Source organism: Kaistia hirudinis, from assembly GCF_014196455.1.
GTDB classification, from domain to species: Bacteria; Pseudomonadota; Alphaproteobacteria; order Rhizobiales; family Kaistiaceae; genus Kaistia; species Kaistia hirudinis.
In genome coordinates this window covers 467,558-485,497 of record NZ_JACIDS010000002.1, presented here as the reverse complement: position 1 = coordinate 485,497, position 17,940 = coordinate 467,558, and the positions used below count along the sequence as shown (strand labels likewise).

Annotated in this window: 16 protein-coding genes; 7 read left to right on the top strand and 9 right to left on the bottom strand. The window is 67.6% G+C overall.

Annotated features, from left to right (window positions below; all coding sequences use genetic code 11):
* Together GGR25_RS07295 and GGR25_RS07290 are read right to left on the bottom strand one after the other, a co-directional pair.
* The gene (locus GGR25_RS07295) at positions 1–1,278 is read right to left on the bottom strand and encodes a DUF3422 family protein (RefSeq protein ID WP_183398091.1); all 1,278 of its coding nucleotides are present in this window, start codon (positions 1,276–1,278) and stop codon (positions 1–3) included.
* A gap of 83 nt (positions 1,279–1,361) precedes the next feature.
* Positions 1,362–2,501, bottom strand: a complete 1,140-nt coding sequence (locus GGR25_RS07290; RefSeq protein WP_183398628.1) for an alpha-hydroxy acid oxidase — start codon at positions 2,499–2,501, stop codon at positions 1,362–1,364.
* Between the two features lie 104 nt (positions 2,502–2,605).
* On the opposite strand from GGR25_RS07290, the gene GGR25_RS24915 reads away from it, so the two are divergent.
* From GGR25_RS24915 to GGR25_RS07265, 5 genes are read left to right on the top strand one after another with little or no spacing between them, the layout of a single operon-like run.
* Positions 2,606–3,472, top strand: a complete 867-nt coding sequence (locus GGR25_RS24915) for a FadR/GntR family transcriptional regulator (RefSeq protein WP_183398090.1) — start codon at positions 2,606–2,608, stop codon at positions 3,470–3,472.
* 36 nt (positions 3,473–3,508) lie between these two features.
* Positions 3,509–4,276 (top strand): (Fe-S)-binding protein, encoded by a 768-nt coding sequence (locus GGR25_RS07280; protein ID WP_183398089.1) that lies wholly within the window; start codon positions 3,509–3,511, stop codon positions 4,274–4,276.
* Positions 4,277–4,280: 4 nt separating this feature from the next.
* On the top strand, positions 4,281–4,817 hold the full coding sequence (locus GGR25_RS07275) for an O-acetyl-ADP-ribose deacetylase (protein ID WP_183398088.1): 537 nt from the start codon (positions 4,281–4,283) through the stop codon (positions 4,815–4,817).
* On the top strand, positions 4,817–6,238 hold the full coding sequence (locus GGR25_RS07270) for a LutB/LldF family L-lactate oxidation iron-sulfur protein (RefSeq protein WP_183398087.1): 1,422 nt from the start codon (positions 4,817–4,819) through the stop codon (positions 6,236–6,238). Before GGR25_RS07275 ends, GGR25_RS07270 begins: the two co-directional genes overlap by 1 nt.
* Positions 6,235–6,906 (top strand): LutC/YkgG family protein, encoded by a 672-nt coding sequence (locus GGR25_RS07265; protein ID WP_183398086.1) that lies wholly within the window; start codon positions 6,235–6,237, stop codon positions 6,904–6,906. The genes GGR25_RS07270 and GGR25_RS07265 overlap by 4 nt, the downstream gene beginning before the upstream one ends.
* Before the next feature lie 51 nt (positions 6,907–6,957).
* On the opposite strand, the gene GGR25_RS07260 is transcribed toward GGR25_RS07265, so the two are convergent.
* The 4 genes from GGR25_RS07260 to GGR25_RS07245 form a co-directional block, all read right to left on the bottom strand.
* Positions 6,958–7,767, bottom strand: a complete 810-nt coding sequence (locus tag GGR25_RS07260; protein ID WP_210299883.1) for an amino acid ABC transporter permease — start codon at positions 7,765–7,767, stop codon at positions 6,958–6,960.
* A gap of 361 nt (positions 7,768–8,128) precedes the next feature.
* The gene (locus GGR25_RS07255) at positions 8,129–8,923 is read right to left on the bottom strand and encodes a transporter substrate-binding domain-containing protein (protein WP_183398084.1); all 795 of its coding nucleotides are present in this window, start codon (positions 8,921–8,923) and stop codon (positions 8,129–8,131) included.
* 109 nt (positions 8,924–9,032) lie between these two features.
* Positions 9,033–12,170: an efflux RND transporter permease subunit gene (locus tag GGR25_RS07250; protein WP_183398083.1), complete on the bottom strand. Its 3,138-nt coding sequence runs from the start codon at positions 12,168–12,170 to the stop codon at positions 9,033–9,035.
* Positions 12,167–13,396 (bottom strand): efflux RND transporter periplasmic adaptor subunit, encoded by a 1,230-nt coding sequence (locus GGR25_RS07245; RefSeq protein WP_183398082.1) that lies wholly within the window; start codon positions 13,394–13,396, stop codon positions 12,167–12,169. Before GGR25_RS07245 ends, GGR25_RS07250 begins: the two co-directional genes overlap by 4 nt.
* Before the next feature lie 290 nt (positions 13,397–13,686).
* On the opposite strand from GGR25_RS07245, the gene GGR25_RS07240 reads away from it, so the two are divergent.
* Positions 13,687–14,625: a DMT family transporter gene (locus GGR25_RS07240; RefSeq protein ID WP_246409339.1), complete on the top strand. Its 939-nt coding sequence runs from the start codon at positions 13,687–13,689 to the stop codon at positions 14,623–14,625.
* A 12-nt stretch (positions 14,626–14,637) separates the two neighbouring features.
* On the opposite strand, the gene GGR25_RS07235 is transcribed toward GGR25_RS07240, so the two are convergent.
* The 3 genes from GGR25_RS07235 to GGR25_RS07225 all read right to left on the bottom strand — a co-directional run bounded on the left by GGR25_RS07235 (position 14,638) and on the right by GGR25_RS07225 (position 16,377).
* Positions 14,638–15,018, bottom strand: a complete 381-nt coding sequence (locus tag GGR25_RS07235) for a PepSY domain-containing protein (protein ID WP_183398081.1) — start codon at positions 15,016–15,018, stop codon at positions 14,638–14,640.
* 85 nt (positions 15,019–15,103) lie between these two features.
* On the bottom strand, positions 15,104–15,844 hold the full coding sequence (locus tag GGR25_RS07230; RefSeq protein WP_183398080.1) for an SDR family NAD(P)-dependent oxidoreductase: 741 nt from the start codon (positions 15,842–15,844) through the stop codon (positions 15,104–15,106).
* 71 nt (positions 15,845–15,915) lie between these two features.
* Positions 15,916–16,377, bottom strand: coding sequence for a GFA family protein (locus GGR25_RS07225; protein WP_183398079.1), 462 nt, complete (start codon positions 16,375–16,377; stop codon positions 15,916–15,918).
* Positions 16,378–16,537: 160 nt separating this feature from the next.
* Here GGR25_RS07225 and GGR25_RS07220 point away from each other — a divergent pair, with 160 nt between their 5' ends.
* Positions 16,538–17,908, top strand: coding sequence for a glutamate--cysteine ligase (locus GGR25_RS07220; RefSeq protein ID WP_183398078.1), 1,371 nt, complete (start codon positions 16,538–16,540; stop codon positions 17,906–17,908).
* Positions 17,909–17,940: the final 32 nt, after the last annotated feature.

Here is a 17,940-nt window from a genome sequence, read left to right as displayed (position 1 = left end):
TCAGTCCTCGCCCTTGCCACCATGATGCGCCCTGATCCGGCGGACCATGAGCCAGACCAGCAGCACGACCGGGATCACGGCATAGGCCGTGACATGGGCGGGATCGAGTTCGATGCCGAGGACGGACGAGCCCTTCACGAGATAGCCGACGAGACCGACGACATAATAGCTCACCGCCGCCACGGAGAGCCCTTCCACCGTCTGCTGCAGGCGGAGCTGGAGCCGGGCCCGGCGGTTCATGGAATCGAGCAGCGCGCGATTCTGCTGCGACAGTTCGACATCGACACGGGCGCGCAGCAGCGCCGCGGCGCGGGCGAGCTTGCGCGACAAGTCCTGCTGGCGGCTTTCGAGCGTCTGGCAGGTGCGCATCGCCGGGGCCATGCGGCGGGCGAGGAAATCGGAAAAGCTCGAATAGCCCTCGATCGGCTGCTCATCCATCGCCTTGAGGCGCAGCCCCACGATCTCGGCATAGGCGCGCGATGCGCCGAAGCGGAAGGCGGTCGCCGCGGCGCCGGATTCGACCTCGCCGGCCAGCAAAGTCAGCTCGTCGAGCAGGTTGCGGTTGGTCTCCAGACCCTCGCTCGCCCGGAAGAGGCCGCCGATCTTGACCAGTTCGTTCTCGACATGGCGGATTTCCGGCTGCAGGCGCTGCGCCTCCGGCAGGCCGAGCATGGCGAGGGTGCGATAGGTCTCGACTTCGAGCAGGCGCTGCACGATCGGGCCCGCCTCCTGCGGTCCGAGGCCGCGATCGACGACGAGAAGGCGGGTATAGCCGTCGCCATCCTCGCGAAAATCCGTCGCCACCAGCGCGCGACCGCCGGCGGCGCGCGAGACAGCGAGGGAACCGGGATCGAAATTCTCGACCAGATGCGCGACGGCGCGCTCGTCGCGGACGAGATCGAGCCGCGCCGCCACCATCAGCGGGCCGGGCGCCTCGAAGGCCTCGCCGAACGGCGTCTCCGGCGGCAGGTCGCCGACGCCGCCGCGCGCGTCCCAGCTATAGGTCGTGAATTCGGCATGGACCTCGAAGCGCAGGAAGCCGCCCGAGAGCGGCACCACGTGATGGCGCGCATGCTCGCCGGGGATCGGCAGGCCGTTGCGGAGGCACAAAGCCGCCAGCCGCGCCCGCGCCGCATCAGCCTGCGGCGCATCGGTCATGAAGGCGAGATGCAGCGTGATGCGCGGCGCTTCCATCATGTGGAAGGGGCGCGCATGCACCTCGTTGAGCGCCGCAGCCCTCAGCGGGTGATCAGCAAACCGGCCCGGTCCCTCGCGCAAGACGGCATCCCTCCCAAGACCTCCGCACGGAGGCCATTAGGACAGGATGTCGCGCGCCGCACAATGCGGCGCGAACGCCGTCTCTAGCCGCGGTCGATCACCGTCTCGTCGATCTCGCCGACATTGCGCCGGCCCGTGAGAGCCATCGAGACGTCGAACTCCTTGCCGATGATCTCGATCGCCTTCGACACGCCGGCTTCGCCGGCAGCGCCGAGGCCATAGAGGAAGGCGCGGCCGATCAGGCAGGATTTCGCGCCGAGCGCCAGCGCGCGCAGCACGTCCTGGCCCGAACGCACGCCGCTGTCGAAGATGATCTCCGTCCGGTCGCCCACGGCGTCGACGATACGCGGCAGGGTCGAGATCGCCGAGGGCGCGCCGTCGAGCTGGCGGCCGCCATGATTGGAGACGACGATCGCTTCGGCCCCCGTCGCCGCCGCCTTGCGGGCATCGCCGACATCGAGCACGCCCTTGAGCACCAGCTTGCCGGGCCAGATCGAACGGATCCAGGCGACGTCGTCCCAGTTGAGCGCCGGATCGAACTGGCCGGAGATCCACTGGCCGAGCGACTTGACGCCGCTCATGCCCTTCACATGGCCGTCGAGATTGCCGAAGGTCTTGCGCGGGCTGCGCAGCACCTTGAACGCCCAATCCGGCTTGGTGGCGACATCGATCAGATTGGCGAGCGTGACGCGCGGCGGCACGGTCATGCCGTTCTTGATGTCGCGATGGCGCTGGCCCTGCACCTGTAGATCGAGCGTCAGCACGAGCGCCGAGCATTTCGCCGCGATGGCGCGCTCGACCAGCGATTTCGCGAAGCCGCGATCCTTCATGACGTAGAGCTGGAACCAGAACGGCTTGGTGGTGCCGGCGGCGACATCCTCGATCGAGCAGATCGACATGGTCGACAGGCAGAACGGAATGCCCGCCTTCTCGGCCGCGCGCGCCGCGAGGATCTCGCCATCGGCATGCTGCATGCCGGTGAGGCCGGTGGGCGCGAGCGCGAAGGGATAGGCGGCCTTCTCGCCGAGGATCGTCGTCTCGGTCGAGCGGTTGGACACGTCGACCATGACGCGCTGGCGCAGCTTCAGCGCCTTCAGATCCGCGCGGTTGGCGTCCAGCGTCTCCTCCGCATAGGAGCCGCGATCGCAATAATCGAAAAAGGCGCGCGGCACGCGCCGCTTATGCAGGATGCGGAGGTCGTCGATCGAGGTAACCGTCTTCAGCGACATGGCACTCACCCGGCGCGGCCGTCGGCTGGACGACCCGTGTTTTGGAACTGGACCAATTTCTTGACCACTTGGCGGGAATAGCTGATAGGCTCCCTTTCATGCTGTTTCAACCCGTCGCCTCCCGCGCCGCCGCAGACGATGTCGCACGCCAGATCGAGCACCTCGTGCTCGAGGGCGTGCTGCACCCCGGCGACCGGTTGCCGGGCGAGCGGGAATTGTCGGCGCAGCTCGGCGTGTCGCGCCCGATCCTGCGCGAGGCGCTGAAGGCGCTGGAAGCCAACGGCCTGATCGAGAGCCGGCATGGCGGCGGCACCTATGTCGCCGCGATCGAGGGCGACATTTTCGCCGCGCCGATCGTCGAGCTGATCGCCGCCTCTCCCAAGGCGGCCGAAGATTATCTGGCCTTCCGGCGCGAGATCGAAGCGACGGCCGCGGCGATGGCCGCCGCGCGGGCGACCGAAGCCGACCGGACGATCCTCGACAGGATCCTCCTGCAGATGGAGGAGGCGCACCGCGCCGCCGACCTGCAGCGCGAGGCGGCGCTCGATGTCGAGTTTCACAAGGCCATCGGCGAGGCGACGCACAACATCGTCATGATCCATGTGCTGCGCGCCTGCTACCGCCTGCTTTCCGAAGGCGTCTTCCGCAATCGCAGCCGCCTTTATGGCAAGGACGGCTCGCGCGATGCGCTGCTCGCCCAACATCGCTCCCTGCTGGCGGCGATCGCGACGGGGGATGCGGCAATGGCCCGCAACGCCGGCATCGCGCATATCGATTATGTCGAGGCGGCTCTGAAGGCCGATGCCGAGGCCGGGGCGCGGCTGGAGATCGCCACGCGCCGCCTGATCCAGTTCGAGGAGCGCAGTGCGCCACGCCGCGCGCCGCGCCGGACGGTCAAAGACGACGCCAAGGACGCGGGCGGCGACGCGGACGAAGGGACGAGCCATTCGGCACGCAAGGGATAGCCGGCAGGGACGGCAGCAGGGGACCACCACCACACCATGCCCAACACCACACAGCCCTCCGTCGGACTCTTCGTTACCTGCCTGGTGGATCTCTTTCGGCCCAATGTGGGCTTCTCGGCCGTCAAACTGCTCGAGGATGCGGGCTGCCGCGTCTCGGTCCCCGCGGCGCAGACCTGCTGCGGCCAGCCGGCCTTCAATTCGGGCGACCGCGCCGACGCCCGCGCCATCGCCGAGGGCGTGATCAAGGCCTTCGAGCCCTTCGACTATGTCGTCGCGCCCTCGGGCTCCTGCGCCGGCATGATGAAGTCGCACTATGGCGAACTGTTCAGGGGCGACGCGTCCTGGGCCTCGCGCGTCGGCGCCTTCACCGCCAAGACCTATGAACTCGTCTCGTTCCTGACCGACGTGCTCGGCATTGCCGAGGTCGATGCGCGCTTCCCCGGCACGGTCACCTATCACGACAGCTGTTCGGGCCTCCGGGAGCTCGGGATCCAGAAACAGCCCCGCAAGCTGCTCGGCTCGGTCGAAGGCCTGACGATCGCCGAGATGCAGGATCCGGATGTGTGCTGCGGCTTCGGCGGCACGTTCTGCGTCAAATATCCCGACATTTCCAACGCGATCGTCGAGCGCAAGACGGCCGACATCGAGACGACGGGTGCCAAGACGCTGCTCGCGGGCGATCTCGGCTGCCTGATGAACATGGCCGGCAAGCTGAAGCGCGAAGGCTCGCATGTCGAGGTCCGCCACGTCGCCGAGGTGCTGGCCGGCATGGCCGACGGTCCGGCGATCGGCGAGAAGCGGTAGAGCCATGGGCGCATCGGCCCGGATCGAGAACGGTGCAGAGCTGAGCATCATCGTCGCCGACATCACGACGCTGGCCCTCGACGCGATTGTGAACGCGGCCAACTCCTCGCTCCTGGGCGGCGGCGGGGTCGATGGCGCGATTCACCGGAAGGCTGGCCCCAGGCTGGCCGAAGAATGCCGCATGCTGCATGGTTGCAAGACCGGCGAGGCCAAAATCACCGCGGGCTACAATCTACCGGCCCGACACATCATTCACACGGTCGGCCCTGTCTGGCAGGGTGGCGATAAGGGCGAGCCCGCACTGCTCGAACGCTGCTATCGCAATTCGATCACCCTGGCCGCGCGGCACAATCTCCGATCGCTTGCCTTCCCGGCGATCCCGACCGGCATCTATCGCTTTCCGGCGGCTCTGGCGGCTCGGATCGCGGTTGAGACCACCCGGCGTGCGGTCGCCGACACGCCGATCGACAGTGTCGTCTTCTGCTGTTTCGATGCAGCGAGCGCCGGCCACTATGACGCAGCCTTTGCGGAGACGAACTGATGCATCTCACCTCGCCGCAGTTCAAATCGAATGTCGACCATGCGCTGCATGACGCCCAGTTGCAGAAGGCGCTCGGCAATGTGCGCGCGGGCTTCATCGACAAGCGTGCCAAGGCCGCGGCCGCGCTGCCGGAGTTCGAGGCGCTGCGCGACAATGCGCGCGACATCAAGGACCACACGCTCGCCCATCTCGACCTCTATCTCGAGGCCTATGAGAAGCGCGTGACGGAGTCCGGCGGGCACGTCCATTTCGCCGAGACGGCGAAGGACGCCTGCGCGATCATCTCCTCGATCTGCAAGAGCGTCGGCGCCAAGACGGTCACCAAGGGCAAGTCGATGATCGCCGAGGAGATCGGCCTCAACGATTTTCTCGAAGCGGACGGGCTGACGACCGTCGAGACCGATCTCGGCGAATACATCATCCAGCTGCGCCATGAAGGCCCGAGCCACATCATCGCGCCGGCCGTGCATCTCAACAAGGAGCAGGTCGAGGCGGATTTCCGCCGTGTGCATAAGGACCTGCCCGGGGATCGCGACCTTTCCGAGCCGGCCTCGCTGCTCAGCGAGGCGCGGGCCGTGCTGCGCGAGAAATTCCTCGCCGCGGATGTGGGCATCACCGGCGCCAATTTCCTCATCGCGGAGACCGGCACCTCGGTGATCGTCACGAACGAGGGCAATGGCGACCTGACGCAGATTCTGCCGAAGGTGCACATCGTCATCGCCTCGGTCGAGAAGATCACGCCCACGCTGAACGACGCGTCGCAGATCCTGCGCCTGCTCGCCCGGTCTGCGACCGGGCAGGACATGTCGGTCTACACGACGTTTTCGACCGGCCCGCGCCGGCCGGGCGATGTCGATGGTCCCGAGCAGTACCATGTCGTCATCCTCGACAATGGCCGCTCCTCCATGCTCGGCACCGAGTTCGAAGACATGCTGCGCTGCATACGCTGCGGCGCCTGCATGAACCATTGCCCGATCTATCATTCGGTCGGCGGCCACGCCTATGGCTGGGTCTATCCGGGCCCGATGGGCGCGGTGCTGACGCCGACGCTGGTCGGCGTCGACAAATCGGGGCACCTGCCCAACGCCTCGACCTTCTGCGGTCGCTGCGAGAGCGTCTGCCCGATGCGCATCCCGCTGCCGAAGATGATGCGGCATTGGCGCGAGCGGGAATTCGAGCGCAACCTCTCGCCGGCCACGGTGCGCTGGGGCCTCTCCGTCTGGTCGTTCTTTGCCAGAAGACCGAAGCTCTACCAGTTCTCGACCGGCCTCGCGATGCGCGCGCTCGGCGCCTTCGGCCGCGCCAAGGGCCGCTTCTCCTTCCTGCCGCTCGCCGGCGGCTGGACGAAGTATCGCGATTTTCCCGCGCCCGAGGGCGCGACATTCCAGCAGCAATGGAAGGCGAAGCGAGGCGCGGCATGAACGGGCGTGAGGCGGTTCTTTCGCGGGTCAGGCAGTCGCTGGGTGTCACCGGCAAGGAAGAATCGCGCCGGCGCGAGGTGGCCGAACGGCTCGCCGATGTGCCGCGCGGCGTCATTCCCGCGCGCGGCCAGCTGCCCGACGAGGAGCGGATCGCGCTCTTCATGAAGCAGGCCGACAAGGCGCTCGCGACCATCGAGCGCGTGCCGAGCGCTGAACTCGTGCCCGAGGCGATCGCGATGTATCTGCGCTCGAAGAACCTGCCGGCGGAGCTGAAGCGCGGCGAGGATCCGCGCCTTGCGGCCCTCCCCTGGGAGCGGGCACCGCAGCTTGCGATCTCGACCGGCCCGACCGGCGGGCGCGATCTCGTCGGCGTCAGCCATGCCGGCGCCGGCGTCGCCGAGACCGGCACCATCGTCATGCTCTCCGGCCCCGAAAACCCGTCGACGCTCAACTTCCTGCCGGATTACCACATCGTCGTGCTCTCGGCCGGCGACATCACCGGCGACTACGAGACCGCCTTCGACAAGGTCCGCGCGCAGTACGGCGCCGGCGTCATGCCACGCACGGTCAACTTCATCACTGGCCCGTCCCGCTCCGGCGACATCGAGCAGAAGCTGCTGCTCGGCGCCCATGGGCCGCGGAGTTTGCATATCCTCGTGGTGGGCTAGCCGGGTTCGCGGCTCCGCGTGAGCCCTCCCCTCGCGGGAGGGTTCACGTCCTCACCGCTCCTCGCTCTTTCTCATCCGTCGCTCCAGCCCGCGCACCAATAGCGACAGGCTGATGGTCATGACGAGGTAGAGGAACGCCACGACGTTGTAGGTTTCGAAGAACAGGAAGGTCGAGGACGAATAGACCTTGCCGAGCTGGGTCAGGTCCTGCACGCCGAGCGCCGAGACGAGCGCGGAATCCTTGATCATCGAAACGAAGTCATTGCCGAGCGGCGGCAGCACGGTGCGCGTTGCCTGCGGCAGCGTGACGAGGCGGAAGGTCTGCATGCGGCTCATGCCGAGCGACAAGGATGCCTCCACCTGCCCCTTCGGCACCGCCTCGATGCCGGCGCGGAAGATTTCGGCGAGAAACGCCGAATAGCCGATCATCAGCGCGGCGATCGCACGCGCGCTCATCGAGAAATCGCGGACGGCGAAAGCCGGGACGACGCCCCATTCGATCGGCTTGGCCAGCACGAAATTCCACGCGGCGACGAGCTGCGGCGCGCCGACGAAGGCCATGTAGAACAGGAGAACCAGGATCGGGACGCCGCGCACGACCTCGACATAGAAGGTGGCGACCTCGCGCAGCACGCGGTGCCGCGAGGTCCGCGCCATGGCGATCAGCAGACCGAGCGCGGTGGCGAGCGCGAAGGCGACGGCCGTCACCCAGAGCGTCACGAACACGCCCTGCCGCACGGCGGCGAAGATGTTCGCATAGTCACCGTTCGAGACGATCAGCCAGAGAAACAGCACGCCGAGCAGCGCGATGGCGAGCAGCCAATAGGGAATCTCGCGGCCGGGTTTTCGAGGCGGGGTCATGAGGTGCGGATCATAGGGAGGCTGTTCGCTCTTCTTGCGGGATTCGGCCATTAACGAGATGTCGCGGACATCCCCACCGCCGCCGTCATCCCGGCGGAAGCCGGGATCCATGCAGCCGAGGCGCAAGACGTTTGAACGCCTCAGGCTGTATGGATCCCGGGTCGAGCCCGGGATGACGGAGTGCTGGGTTGGGACGGTGCCCTGATCCCGACGGCCGGGATATTCGGCCGCCTTGGCACCGACCATCGACCGCGACCCCTCCCAGAAAACGCGAGGGCGTTTTCGACCCTCCCTCAAGGGGAGGGTTCAAGAGGGGCCCGCCACCGACGACATCGCCGTCCCAGCCGAACGCTGGGAGGTTCTACTGCCCGGCGCGGTACTCGTAGAACCACTTCCGGTTCAGCTTGTCGAAGGTGCCGTCCGCCTTCATCGACGCGATCGCGGCGTTGATCGGTTCGATCAGGTCGGATCCCGGCTTGAGGATGAAGCCGAATTCTTCCGAGCCGAGCGGGCCGCCGACGATCTTGAACGAGCCCGGCGAGGCGCCGATGTAGCCATTGGCCGAGGTCTTATCCATCAGCACCGTGTCGACATCGCCGCTCTTCAGCGCCTGGACCGACGCGCCGAACGTGTCGAACAGCTTGATGCGCGGGTTCTTCTCGTCGCCGTCGAGCACATTGTAGACCGCGACGTAGAAATTGGTCGTGCCCGCCTGCGCGCCCACGAGGAGATCCTTGTTCGCGCCGAAGGACTTGGCGTCGGTGAAGCGGTCCTCGCCCTCGCGCACCAGCATCAGCTGCTCCGAGACCATGTAGGGATCGGAAAAGGCGATCTGCTTCTTGCGCTCGTCATTGATCGTGATGCCGTCCATGCCGACATCGAACTGACCGTCGCGCACGGCCTGGATCATCGTGTCCCAGCTGGCGAGCTTCCAGTCGACCTTGGCGTTCAGCCGCTTGGCGATCTCGTTGAAGGCGTCATATTCCCAGCCAATGCCCTGCCCCGTCTTCGGATCGACGAAGTTCAGCGGCACATAGGCGTTCTCGGTCACCGCGACGATCGTGCGGCCCTTCAGATCCGGCAGGTCGGCGGCAATCGCGGCCGTGGCGGCGAGCGCCGCGAGGCCGGCAAGGGCGAGGGTCTTCAGAAAGCGCATGGTTCAGGTCCCAGCGTTGAGCGACGACAGACGAGCCCGCGCCGCCGCAGCGGCACGGGCATCGCTCAACTTGTAGCCGCTCGCGCGCCGGCTTGCGACTCCGCTCCCCCTATTCGGCGGCGCCCTGCGGCAGCGCCGCCGGCTCGGCGTGCGCCGCGCCTTCCGAAGCGCCGCGATGGCGCAGCCGGCCGAGGAAGGCCGAGAAGCGCTCCATCTCGATGAAGATCACCGGCGTGATGAACAACGTCAGCAATTGCGAGACGATCAGCCCGCCGACGACGGCGATGCCGAGCGGCTGGCGCAGCTCCGCGCTCGCGCCCGTTCCGAGCGCGATCGGCAGCGCGCCGAGCAGCGCGGCGAAGGTCGTCATCATGATCGGGCGGAAGCGTCGCACCGCGGCGAGATGGATCGCCTCGGCGGGACTCTTCCCCTCCTCCCGCTGCTCGGCGATGGCGACATCGACCATCATGATCGCATTCTTCTTCACGATGCCGATGAGCATCAGGATGCCGATCAGCGCGATCACGGAGAGATCGAGCCCGAAGACCTGCAAGGCGAGCAGCGCGCCGAGCGCTGCCGAGGGCAGGCCGGACAGGATGGTGAGCGGATGGATGAAGCTCTCATAGAGCATGCCGAGCACGACATAGATGGTGAGGATCGCGGCGAAGATCAGGATGCCCTGCGTCGCCAGCGAATCCTGGAACACCTGCGCCGTGCCGGCATAGGAGGTGTAGACATCAGCCGGCACGCCGATCTCGCCCTTGATCGCAGTCACCGCATCGGTCGCGTCGCCGAGCGCCACGCCGGCCGGCAGGTTGAACGAGATCGTCGCGGCCGGCAGCTGGCCGAGCTGGCTGACGGTCACCGGACCCGCGACGCGCGCGACGGACGCAAAACTCGACAGCGGCACCAGCGCCCCCGAGGACGAGCGCACGCGGATCGCCGACAGCCCCGCATCCGACCAGGCGATGTTCGGGTCATATTCGAGAATGACGTCATAGCTCGAACCGGTCGCCTGGATCGTCGTCGCGATGTCCGTGCCGAAGCCGTCTTCCAGCGTCTGGCGCAGCGTCGCGGCGGAAATGCCGAGCGCAGCCGCCTTGTCGCGGTCGATGACGAGGCGGGCCTGCAGCGCGTTGTTCTGGAGGTTGTTGGCGACATCGACGAAATGCGGATCCGCGCGCATCGCCTCGGTCAGCTTGGTCGTCCAGGTGTCCAGCGTCTTCTCGTCGAGCGACTGGACGACGAGCTGATAGGCGCTGGCCGAGCTCATGCCGCCTATGCGCAAATTCTGCACCGGCACGATATAGGAGCGGATGCCGGCGATCTTCGCGAGGTCACGTCGCAGGGAGGCGGTCACTTGCGCGAGCGGCGGGCGCTCTTCCTTCGGCTTCAGCTGGACCGAGAGCGAGCCGGCATTCAGCGTCTGCGAGCCGGGGCCGCCGCCGACGAAGGTGGCGACATGGGTGACATAGGGCGAGGCGCGGACGGCGGCCTCGACCTGGCGCTGCAGGCCGACCATGGCGTCGAAGGAGATGTCCTGCCGCGCCTGCGTCGAGATCGAGAGCTGGCCGATATCCTCCTCCGGGAAAAAGCCCTTCGGCAGCGTCATGAACAGCCAGGCCGAGGCGCCGACGGTCGCGAGGAAGACGCCGAGGATCACGAAGCGATGCGCGATGCACCAGCCGACGCCGCGGCCATAGAGCCTCTCGATCCGCAGGAAGATCGCCTCGAACCAGGCGGCGGGGCCGACGCGGCCGTGATGGGCGGCCGAGCGCGGCAGGCGCGCGGCGAGCATCGGCGTCAGCGTCAGCGACACGACGGCCGACGCACCGATGGCGAGCGTCACGACGATGCCGAATTCGTTGAACAGGCGGCCGACCACGCCGCCCATCAAGAGGATCGGCAGGAAGACGGCGACCAGCGACAGCGTCATCGAGACGATGGTCGCGCCGACTTCGGCGCTGCCGTCTAGCGCGGCCTGGAACGGCGCCTTGCCCATCTCGATATGGCGCATGATGTTTTCGAGCATCACGATCGCATCGTCGACGACGAGGCCGACGGCGAGCGTCAGGCCGAGCAGCGAGATGTTGTCGATCGAGAAGCCGAAGAGATACATGCCGCCGAACGCGGCGACGAGCGAGAGCGGCACGGCCAGCGCCGGGATGATCGTCGCCGTCGCCTTGCCGAGGAAGAGATAGATCACCAGCACGACGAGCACGATCGTGATGCCAAGCGTGATCTCGACATCGGAGATCGCCGCGCGGATCGAGGTCGAGCGGTCGTTCAGGACGCTGATCGTCATCGCGCCCGGCATCGAGGCTTCGAGCTTGGGCAGCGCGGCATTGACCGCGTCGACGACGGCGACCGTATTGGCGCTCGGCTGGCGCTGGATGGCGAGGATGATCGAGCGGCCGCCGTCATACCAGCCGGCGGTCTGGGTGTTCTGGACGGAATCGATCACGTTGGCGACGTCGGAGAGGCGGACCGGGCTGCCGTTCGGATCGGCGATCACCAATTGGCGGAACTCGGCCGCATTGGTCATCTGCGTCGGCGCATCGATGACGAGCGCCTGGCTCTTGTTCTGCAGCGTGCCGACCGGCGTCTGGCTGTTGGCGTCGGACAGCGCGCTTGCGAGCTGGTCGAGGCCGATCGAGCGCGTCGCGAGCTTGTCGGGATCGACCTGCACGCGCACGGCATAGGTCTGGCCGCCATAGACGGAGACCTGCGCCACGCCCGGCAGCGTCGACAGCGTCGGCGAGATGATGTTTTCGGCGAAATCGTCGATCTTGGAGAGCGGCAGCGTCGAGCCCTGCACGGCAAGGAACAGCACCGGCGCATCGGCCGGGTTCACCTTCCTATAGCTCGGCGGGTTCGGCATGTTGGGCGGCAATTGCCGCTGCGCGCGGTCGATCGCCGCCTGCACGTCGCCCGCCGCGGCATCGATGTTCTGGCTCAGCGCGAATTGCAGCACGATCTGCGAGGAACCGAGCGAGGAGGTCGCGCTGATCGTATCGATGCCGGAGATCGTCTCGAACTGCTTGATCAGCGGCGTCGCCACCGCCGTCGCCATGGTCTGCGGCGAGGCGCCGGGGAGCTGAGCAGAGACGGAAATGGTCGGGAAGCTGACCTCGGGCAGCGCCGCGACAGGCAGTTCGCGATAGCCGAAGATGCCGGCCATCGCGACGCCGAGGAAGAAGAGCGTCGTCGCGACCGGGCGGCGGATGCAGAGCTCGGAGAGCTTCACGATGCGCCTCCGGTCTCGGCCGGGGCCTTGTTCTTCTTCGCGGGGGGCGCGGCATCGCCGCTTCCCGAAGCGTCGCGAATGGTGACCTTCTCGCCCGGGAACAGCGACAGCTGGCCTTCGGTGACCACCTGCTCGCCCGCGGAAAGGCCGGATGCGATGCCGGCGGTGTCGCCGACGATGCCGGCGACGGTGACGTTGCGCACGTCGATCGTGCCGTCGGGTTTGACTACGAAGACCTCTGGCCCGCTCTGGCCCTCCTGCACCGCCACGGTCGGCGCCAGCACGATGGCGCGATGGATGCCGAGGTCGACCTCCACATTCACCGCCTCGCCCGGCCAGAACAGGCGCTTCGCATTGGCCACATCCGCGCGCACGGCGAGCGTGCCGGAGCCCTGCGCGATCGCGCTGTCGATGAAATCGACGGTGGCGTCGACCGGAGCGGCGGCACTGTCGCCGGCCGGCCGCAGGTGAACGGCGACGGGGCCGCTCGCCAGCGTGCGCCGGAGGATGTCGGCATCGGCGTCGGAGACGGTGAAGACCGCCTCGACATGGTCGACATCGGTCAGCGTCACGATGGCGTTGCCGGGCTGCACCAGCGTGCCGACCGTGACCGCGACGGCGCCGAGGCGGCCATCATGCGGCGCGCGGATCTTCATATCGTCGATGACGACCTGGTCGGCCGCGATATTGGCATTGTCGAGAGCGATGACCGCCGCGGCGCTCGCCGCCGCCGCCGTCGCCTGGTCGAGCTGCTGGTTGGAGGCGACCTGACGCTTGAAGAGGTCCTGCGCGCGCTGGAGATCGGCCTTGGTCGAGACGACGCTCGCCTGGTCGCGGGAGAGCGCCGCCTCGTCGCGCGCCAGCGTCGCCTGGGCCGCCCGGTCGTCGAGCTGGAGGATCACGTCGCCGGTCTTGACCTCCTGCCCGTTCGCCACCGCGATCGAGGTCACGATACCCTGCTGCTGCGTGGTGACCGTCGTCGCCGCCTTGGACTGGATCCAGCCGATCGTCGCGCGGCGCACGGGCAGGTCGCCGGTCGTCGCGGCCGCGACCGTGACGGCCACCGCGCCGCCCCCGCCACGCTTGCCGCCCTTGGCGCCGCCGCCGGCAGCGGCCTCCTGCGCGAGCGCCGTTCCGCCCGGCGGCAATCCCTGGTGGACATAGGCGGCACCCGCAGCGATGACGACAAGAAACACCCCTACGCCGATCCAAACCCGCTTGCGCATTGCAGCCGCCTTCCGGAACCCTGGTCCACTGACGCGCTGAACGGCGCCGGGCGTGGTCTCCGTCGAGACAAAAGGCCGCGCAGCGGGCCACTGGATGTTTGCCGGATACGGGCTAGCGGCGGTGCGCAGCGCCGATCGCGCCGCCGCGATCACGAGGATGTGCGCGACGGCCCCGCCCCGCGGCGCGCCCGCGCCGCATCAACCGCCCTGAAGCTCGCCTTCACCAGCTTTGATTGGACGCGGACCGGCCGGCGGCGCATAGCTCGCTCGAACCGGACCCTGACGACCTCATGAGCCTCGAATCGACCACCCCCGCGAAGGCGCCATCGCGCCTGCCGGTCTCCGCCCGCCCGATGCAGGGCTTCGACTATTCGCTCTATGCGGTCGTCGTCTTCGCCTGGTCCACGAGCTGGATCGCGCTCAAGCTGCAGCTCGGCACGATCGGGCCGGAAGTGTCGCTGACCTGGCGCTTTGGGCTGGCCGCGCTCGTCACCTTCGCGATCGCGCTGGTGCGGGGCGAGCGCCTCGCCTTCCCGCTTTCGAAGCATCTCTATTTCGCCGGCCTCGGCGTGTTCATCTTCTCGATGAACTTCCTGCAGTTCTACCATGGCGGCGCGGCGCTGCCCTCTGGTCTGCTCGCCGTGATCTTCTCGCTCGCCTCGGTCTTCAACATGCTGCTCGGCGCGCTGTTCCTGCGCCAGCCGATCGAGCGGCGCACGCTGCTCGGCGCCGCCTTCGGCTTCACCGGCGTCGCGCTGATGTTCTGGCCGCAGATCGCGGGGACGGAATTCGACCGGCACGCGGCGATCGGCCTCGCGCTCTGCGTCGGCGGCACGCTTTCCTTCTGCATCGGCAACATACTCTCGGCGGCGACGCAGCGCCGCGGCGTGTCGGTCGTCGGCGCCAATGCCTGGGGCATGGCCTATGGCGCGGCGCTGCTCGCGATCATCGCTGCGTTCAACGGCGAGGCCTTCACCATCGACCCGAGCCTTCGCTATGTCGGCTCGCTGCTCTGGCTGGCGCTGGTATCTTCCGTCATCGCCTTCTTCGCCTATCTGACGCTGCTCGGGCGGATCGGCTCCGGGCGCGCCGGCTTCTCGACGGTGATGTTCCCCGTCTTCGCGCTGGCGATTTCGACGGTCGCCGAGGGCTATCGCTGGACCGGTCTCGCGATCGCCGGCCTCGTCCTCGTGCTCGCGGGCAATCTGATCGTGCTCGGCCGGCGCTGAGGCCGATCCGCGCTAGATCTGCGGATCGATATGGACGACGGCGCCGCTCCGGGCGTTGATCGTGACGTGCAGATCATGCCCGCCACGGTCCTCGCCGTGCACGATCCACACCGGTCCGCGGCGCCGGACATCCTGGGTATCCGCCATGCCGGCCTCGCGGGCGATACGGCGGGCCTCGCGCGGCCCGATCTCGTCGTCATAGGTGCCGAAGCGGCTGCCATTGTGATAGGCGCTCGGCGGCGGACCGCGATCGGGCCGCCACGTCCAGCCCGGTAGCGGCTCAGGCGAGCCTGCTTCGGGAGATTGCCCCGCCGCACCGGCGGCCAGAGCCGGCGGTGCGGCGAGAGCCAGAACTGAGGCGACGAGCGCCGCGGTCAGAAAGCCGTGTCGCATGACGTTCTTCCTGCTCCTTCGATCCGGCGCAATGCCGGATCACCAGGAAGCGAACGTCTGCGGATTGCTTCGGTTCCCTGACGTCTCAGACCATGCGCATGCTCATGCCGCCATCGACCACCAGCGTTTCGCCGGTGATGAAGGGGTTGGTGAGCAGTTCCATCGAGGCGGTCGCCACATTGTCCACCGTGCCGAAGCGATGCAGCGGGATGCGGTTGTCGAGATTGTTCTTCCGCGCCTCCGGCGTCATGGCGGCATGGAAGCGCGTCTCGATGATGCCGGGGCAGATCATGTTGACGCGGATATTCTCGCCGGCATGGTCGCGGGCGAGCGTGCGGCCGAGCTGCAGCACCGCGCCCTTCACCGTGCCATAGGCGACGGCGCCGGGAATGCCGCGCAGCGCCGCGACCGACGAGACAAGCAGCACCGCGCCACCGCGCACCGCCAGCGCCGCATGGGCTGCGCGGAAGAGATAGAACGGCGCATGGACATGGACGCGGAATGCATCCTCCCAGGCTTCCGGCGCCACGGTGAGCGCCGTGCCGGGCACCGCGCCGCCGGCCGCCGGCACGAGATAGTCGATGCGGCCGAACCGATCCATCGCGGCCGCCACCAGCTTCTCGGCCGCGCCGGCTTCCGCGACATCTGATTCGACGAAGATGACATTGGTCTCAGCCGCGAGGTCCGCCAGCAGGGCCTCGACCTCCTCGTCGCCGAAGCGGCTCGACAGCACGAGATCCACCGGCCGCGCGGCGAACCGCCGCGCGATCGCGGCCCCGATCCCGCGCGTTCCCCCGGTAATGATGGCGACTTCCCGATCCGTCATGGCGTCCTCCCGCTCGATCGTCGTTTTCCGTATCGGAGCACGAAACGGACCGGAAGGTCCATGCGCCGCGCTCACGCCGCGCCGGGCGCCCAGGCGTTGAACGCGCCGACCAGCGCCGCGAAGTCCTCCATCGGGGGAAACCGCTCATAGGATTGCACGGCCGGGGTCGTGGCCCAGGCGAGCTTCTCCGACGTCATGGTCTCGATGAACGGCACGAACCATTGCGGCTTGTCGAGCATGGTCGGGCGGACATTCACGAACGGCATCATGTCGGCCCGCGTGAACATCCAGCTCATGCACCAGGCGCAGAAATGATGCTGCAGATCGCCATGCATGCCGCCGATGACGGTCTCGCCGGCAATCACCGCGAATCCCTCCGGCGGAACGGCGACCGTGAGCGAGAAGGCGCTCGACGACATCTTCTGGCAGCCGGTGCAATGACAGGCGGCCGTGAAGACCGGCGGCGCGCTAACGCGAATCCGCACGCGATCACAGCGGCAGCCGCCCTCCCAGGGCAGGTTCCAGTCGGTCATGGTGTCTCCTTGTCGTCGGCGGATCGAACGGCCGCTTCGCCGCAATCCTTGATATCCGGCGGGCCGATCGCCTTCCATCCCCCGCCTCCCGCGGCTTCCTTGCCGTTATCCCGCCTCGCGGCTAATGTGCCGCGCCGTTCCTGCCTTTCCGGAGTTTCAATTGGCCCGCGACGCTTCCGATTCCACGATCGTCGAATCGCGCGATCAGCTCATCGCCGAGATCGCAGCAGGGTCGAAGCCCGAATCGGCGTTCCGGATCGGCACCGAGCACGAGAAATTCGGCTTCAACATCGCCGATCTCTCTCCGGTTCCCTATGAGGGCCCGCGCGGGATCGAGCGCATCTTGCTGCTCATGGAAGGCCTCCTCGGCTGGCAGCGGATCGAGGATCGCGGCCTGATCATCGGCCTCGCCGATCCCATTGGCGGCGGCGCGATCTCGCTGGAGCCCGGCGGCCAGTTCGAGCTGTCGGGCGCGCCGCTGGAGACGATCCACCAGACCTGCCGCGAATTGCACGCGCATCTGGCGCAGGTGCGCGAATGCGCCGCGCCGCTCGGCGTCGGCTTCATCGGCCTCGGCACCTCGCCGATCTGGTCGCTCGCCGAGACCCCGGTCATGCCGAAGTCGCGCTACGAGATCATGTCGCGCTACATGCCCAAGGTCGGCACGCGCGGTCTCGACATGATGTTCCGCACCTGCACCGTGCAGGTGAACCTCGATTTCTCGAGCGAAGCGGACATGGTGAAGAAGATGCGCGTCTCGCTGGCGCTGCAGCCGGTCGCGACCGCCCTCTTCGCCAATTCGCCCTTCCTCGACAACCGCGCCAATGGCCTGCTGTCGAACCGCGCCGAGATCTGGCGCGACACCGATAATGAGCGCTCCGGCCTCATACCCTTTGTCTTCGACGAGGGCTTCGGCTTCGAATCCTATGTCGACTGGGCGCTCGACGTGCCGATGTATTTCGTCAAGCGCGGCGCGACCTATCACGACGTCGCCGGCCAGTCGTTCCGCGACCTGCTGGCCGGCAAGCTGCCCGGCTGCCCCGGCGAGCGGGCGACGCTGTCCGACTGGAACAACCATCTCACCACGCTCTTCCCGGATGTGCGCCTCAAGCGCTACATCGAGATGCGCGGCGCCGATGCCGGGCCGTGGCGCACGCTGACGGCGCTGCCCGCGCTCTGGGTCGGGCTGCTCTATGACGGCGCGGCGCTCGATGCCGCCTGGGATCTCGTCAAGGACTGGACGGCTGAAGAGCGGCAGGCGCTGCGCGACGGCGTGCCGCGGACCGCGCTGGCGACACCGTTCCGCGATGGTACGGTGCGCGATATCGCGCGCGAGATGCTGGCGATTTCCCGCAGCGGCCTCACGGCGCGCAAGCGCTTCAACGCGGACGGCGTCGACGAGGGCATCTATCTCGAGCCGCTGGCCGAGACGGTGGCGAGCGGCAAGACGCCGGCCGAGCGGCTGCTCGACGAATATGAGACGGTGTGGAAGCACGATATTGGCGAAGTCTTCCGCCGACACGCATATTGATTGAAGAGGCCGCGCAAGCGGCCGGAGGGGCC

Excerpts from the sequence above, each read along its gene's own strand:
- GGR25_RS24915 (WP_183398090.1), top strand. The coding sequence starts at position 2,606 with ATGCTGTTTCAACCCGTCGCCTCCCGCGCCGCCGCAGACGATGTCGCA.
- GGR25_RS07280 (WP_183398089.1), top strand. The coding sequence starts at position 3,509 with ATGCCCAACACCACACAGCCCTCCGTCGGACTCTTCGTTACCTGCCTG.
- GGR25_RS07275 (WP_183398088.1), top strand. The coding sequence starts at position 4,281 with ATGGGCGCATCGGCCCGGATCGAGAACGGTGCAGAGCTGAGCATCATC.
- GGR25_RS07270 (WP_183398087.1), top strand. The coding sequence starts at position 4,817 with ATGCATCTCACCTCGCCGCAGTTCAAATCGAATGTCGACCATGCGCTG.
- GGR25_RS07265 (WP_183398086.1), top strand. The coding sequence starts at position 6,235 with ATGAACGGGCGTGAGGCGGTTCTTTCGCGGGTCAGGCAGTCGCTGGGT.
- GGR25_RS07260 (WP_210299883.1), bottom strand. The coding sequence starts at position 7,767 with ATGACCCCGCCTCGAAAACCCGGCCGCGAGATTCCCTATTGGCTGCTC.
- GGR25_RS07255 (WP_183398084.1), bottom strand. The coding sequence starts at position 8,923 with ATGCGCTTTCTGAAGACCCTCGCCCTTGCCGGCCTCGCGGCGCTCGCC.
- GGR25_RS07245 (WP_183398082.1), bottom strand. The coding sequence starts at position 13,396 with ATGCGCAAGCGGGTTTGGATCGGCGTAGGGGTGTTTCTTGTCGTCATC.
- GGR25_RS07240 (WP_246409339.1), top strand. The coding sequence starts at position 13,687 with ATGAGCCTCGAATCGACCACCCCCGCGAAGGCGCCATCGCGCCTGCCG.
- GGR25_RS07235 (WP_183398081.1), bottom strand. The coding sequence starts at position 15,018 with ATGCGACACGGCTTTCTGACCGCGGCGCTCGTCGCCTCAGTTCTGGCT.
- GGR25_RS07230 (WP_183398080.1), bottom strand. The coding sequence starts at position 15,844 with ATGACGGATCGGGAAGTCGCCATCATTACCGGGGGAACGCGCGGGATC.
- GGR25_RS07225 (WP_183398079.1), bottom strand. The coding sequence starts at position 16,377 with ATGACCGACTGGAACCTGCCCTGGGAGGGCGGCTGCCGCTGTGATCGC.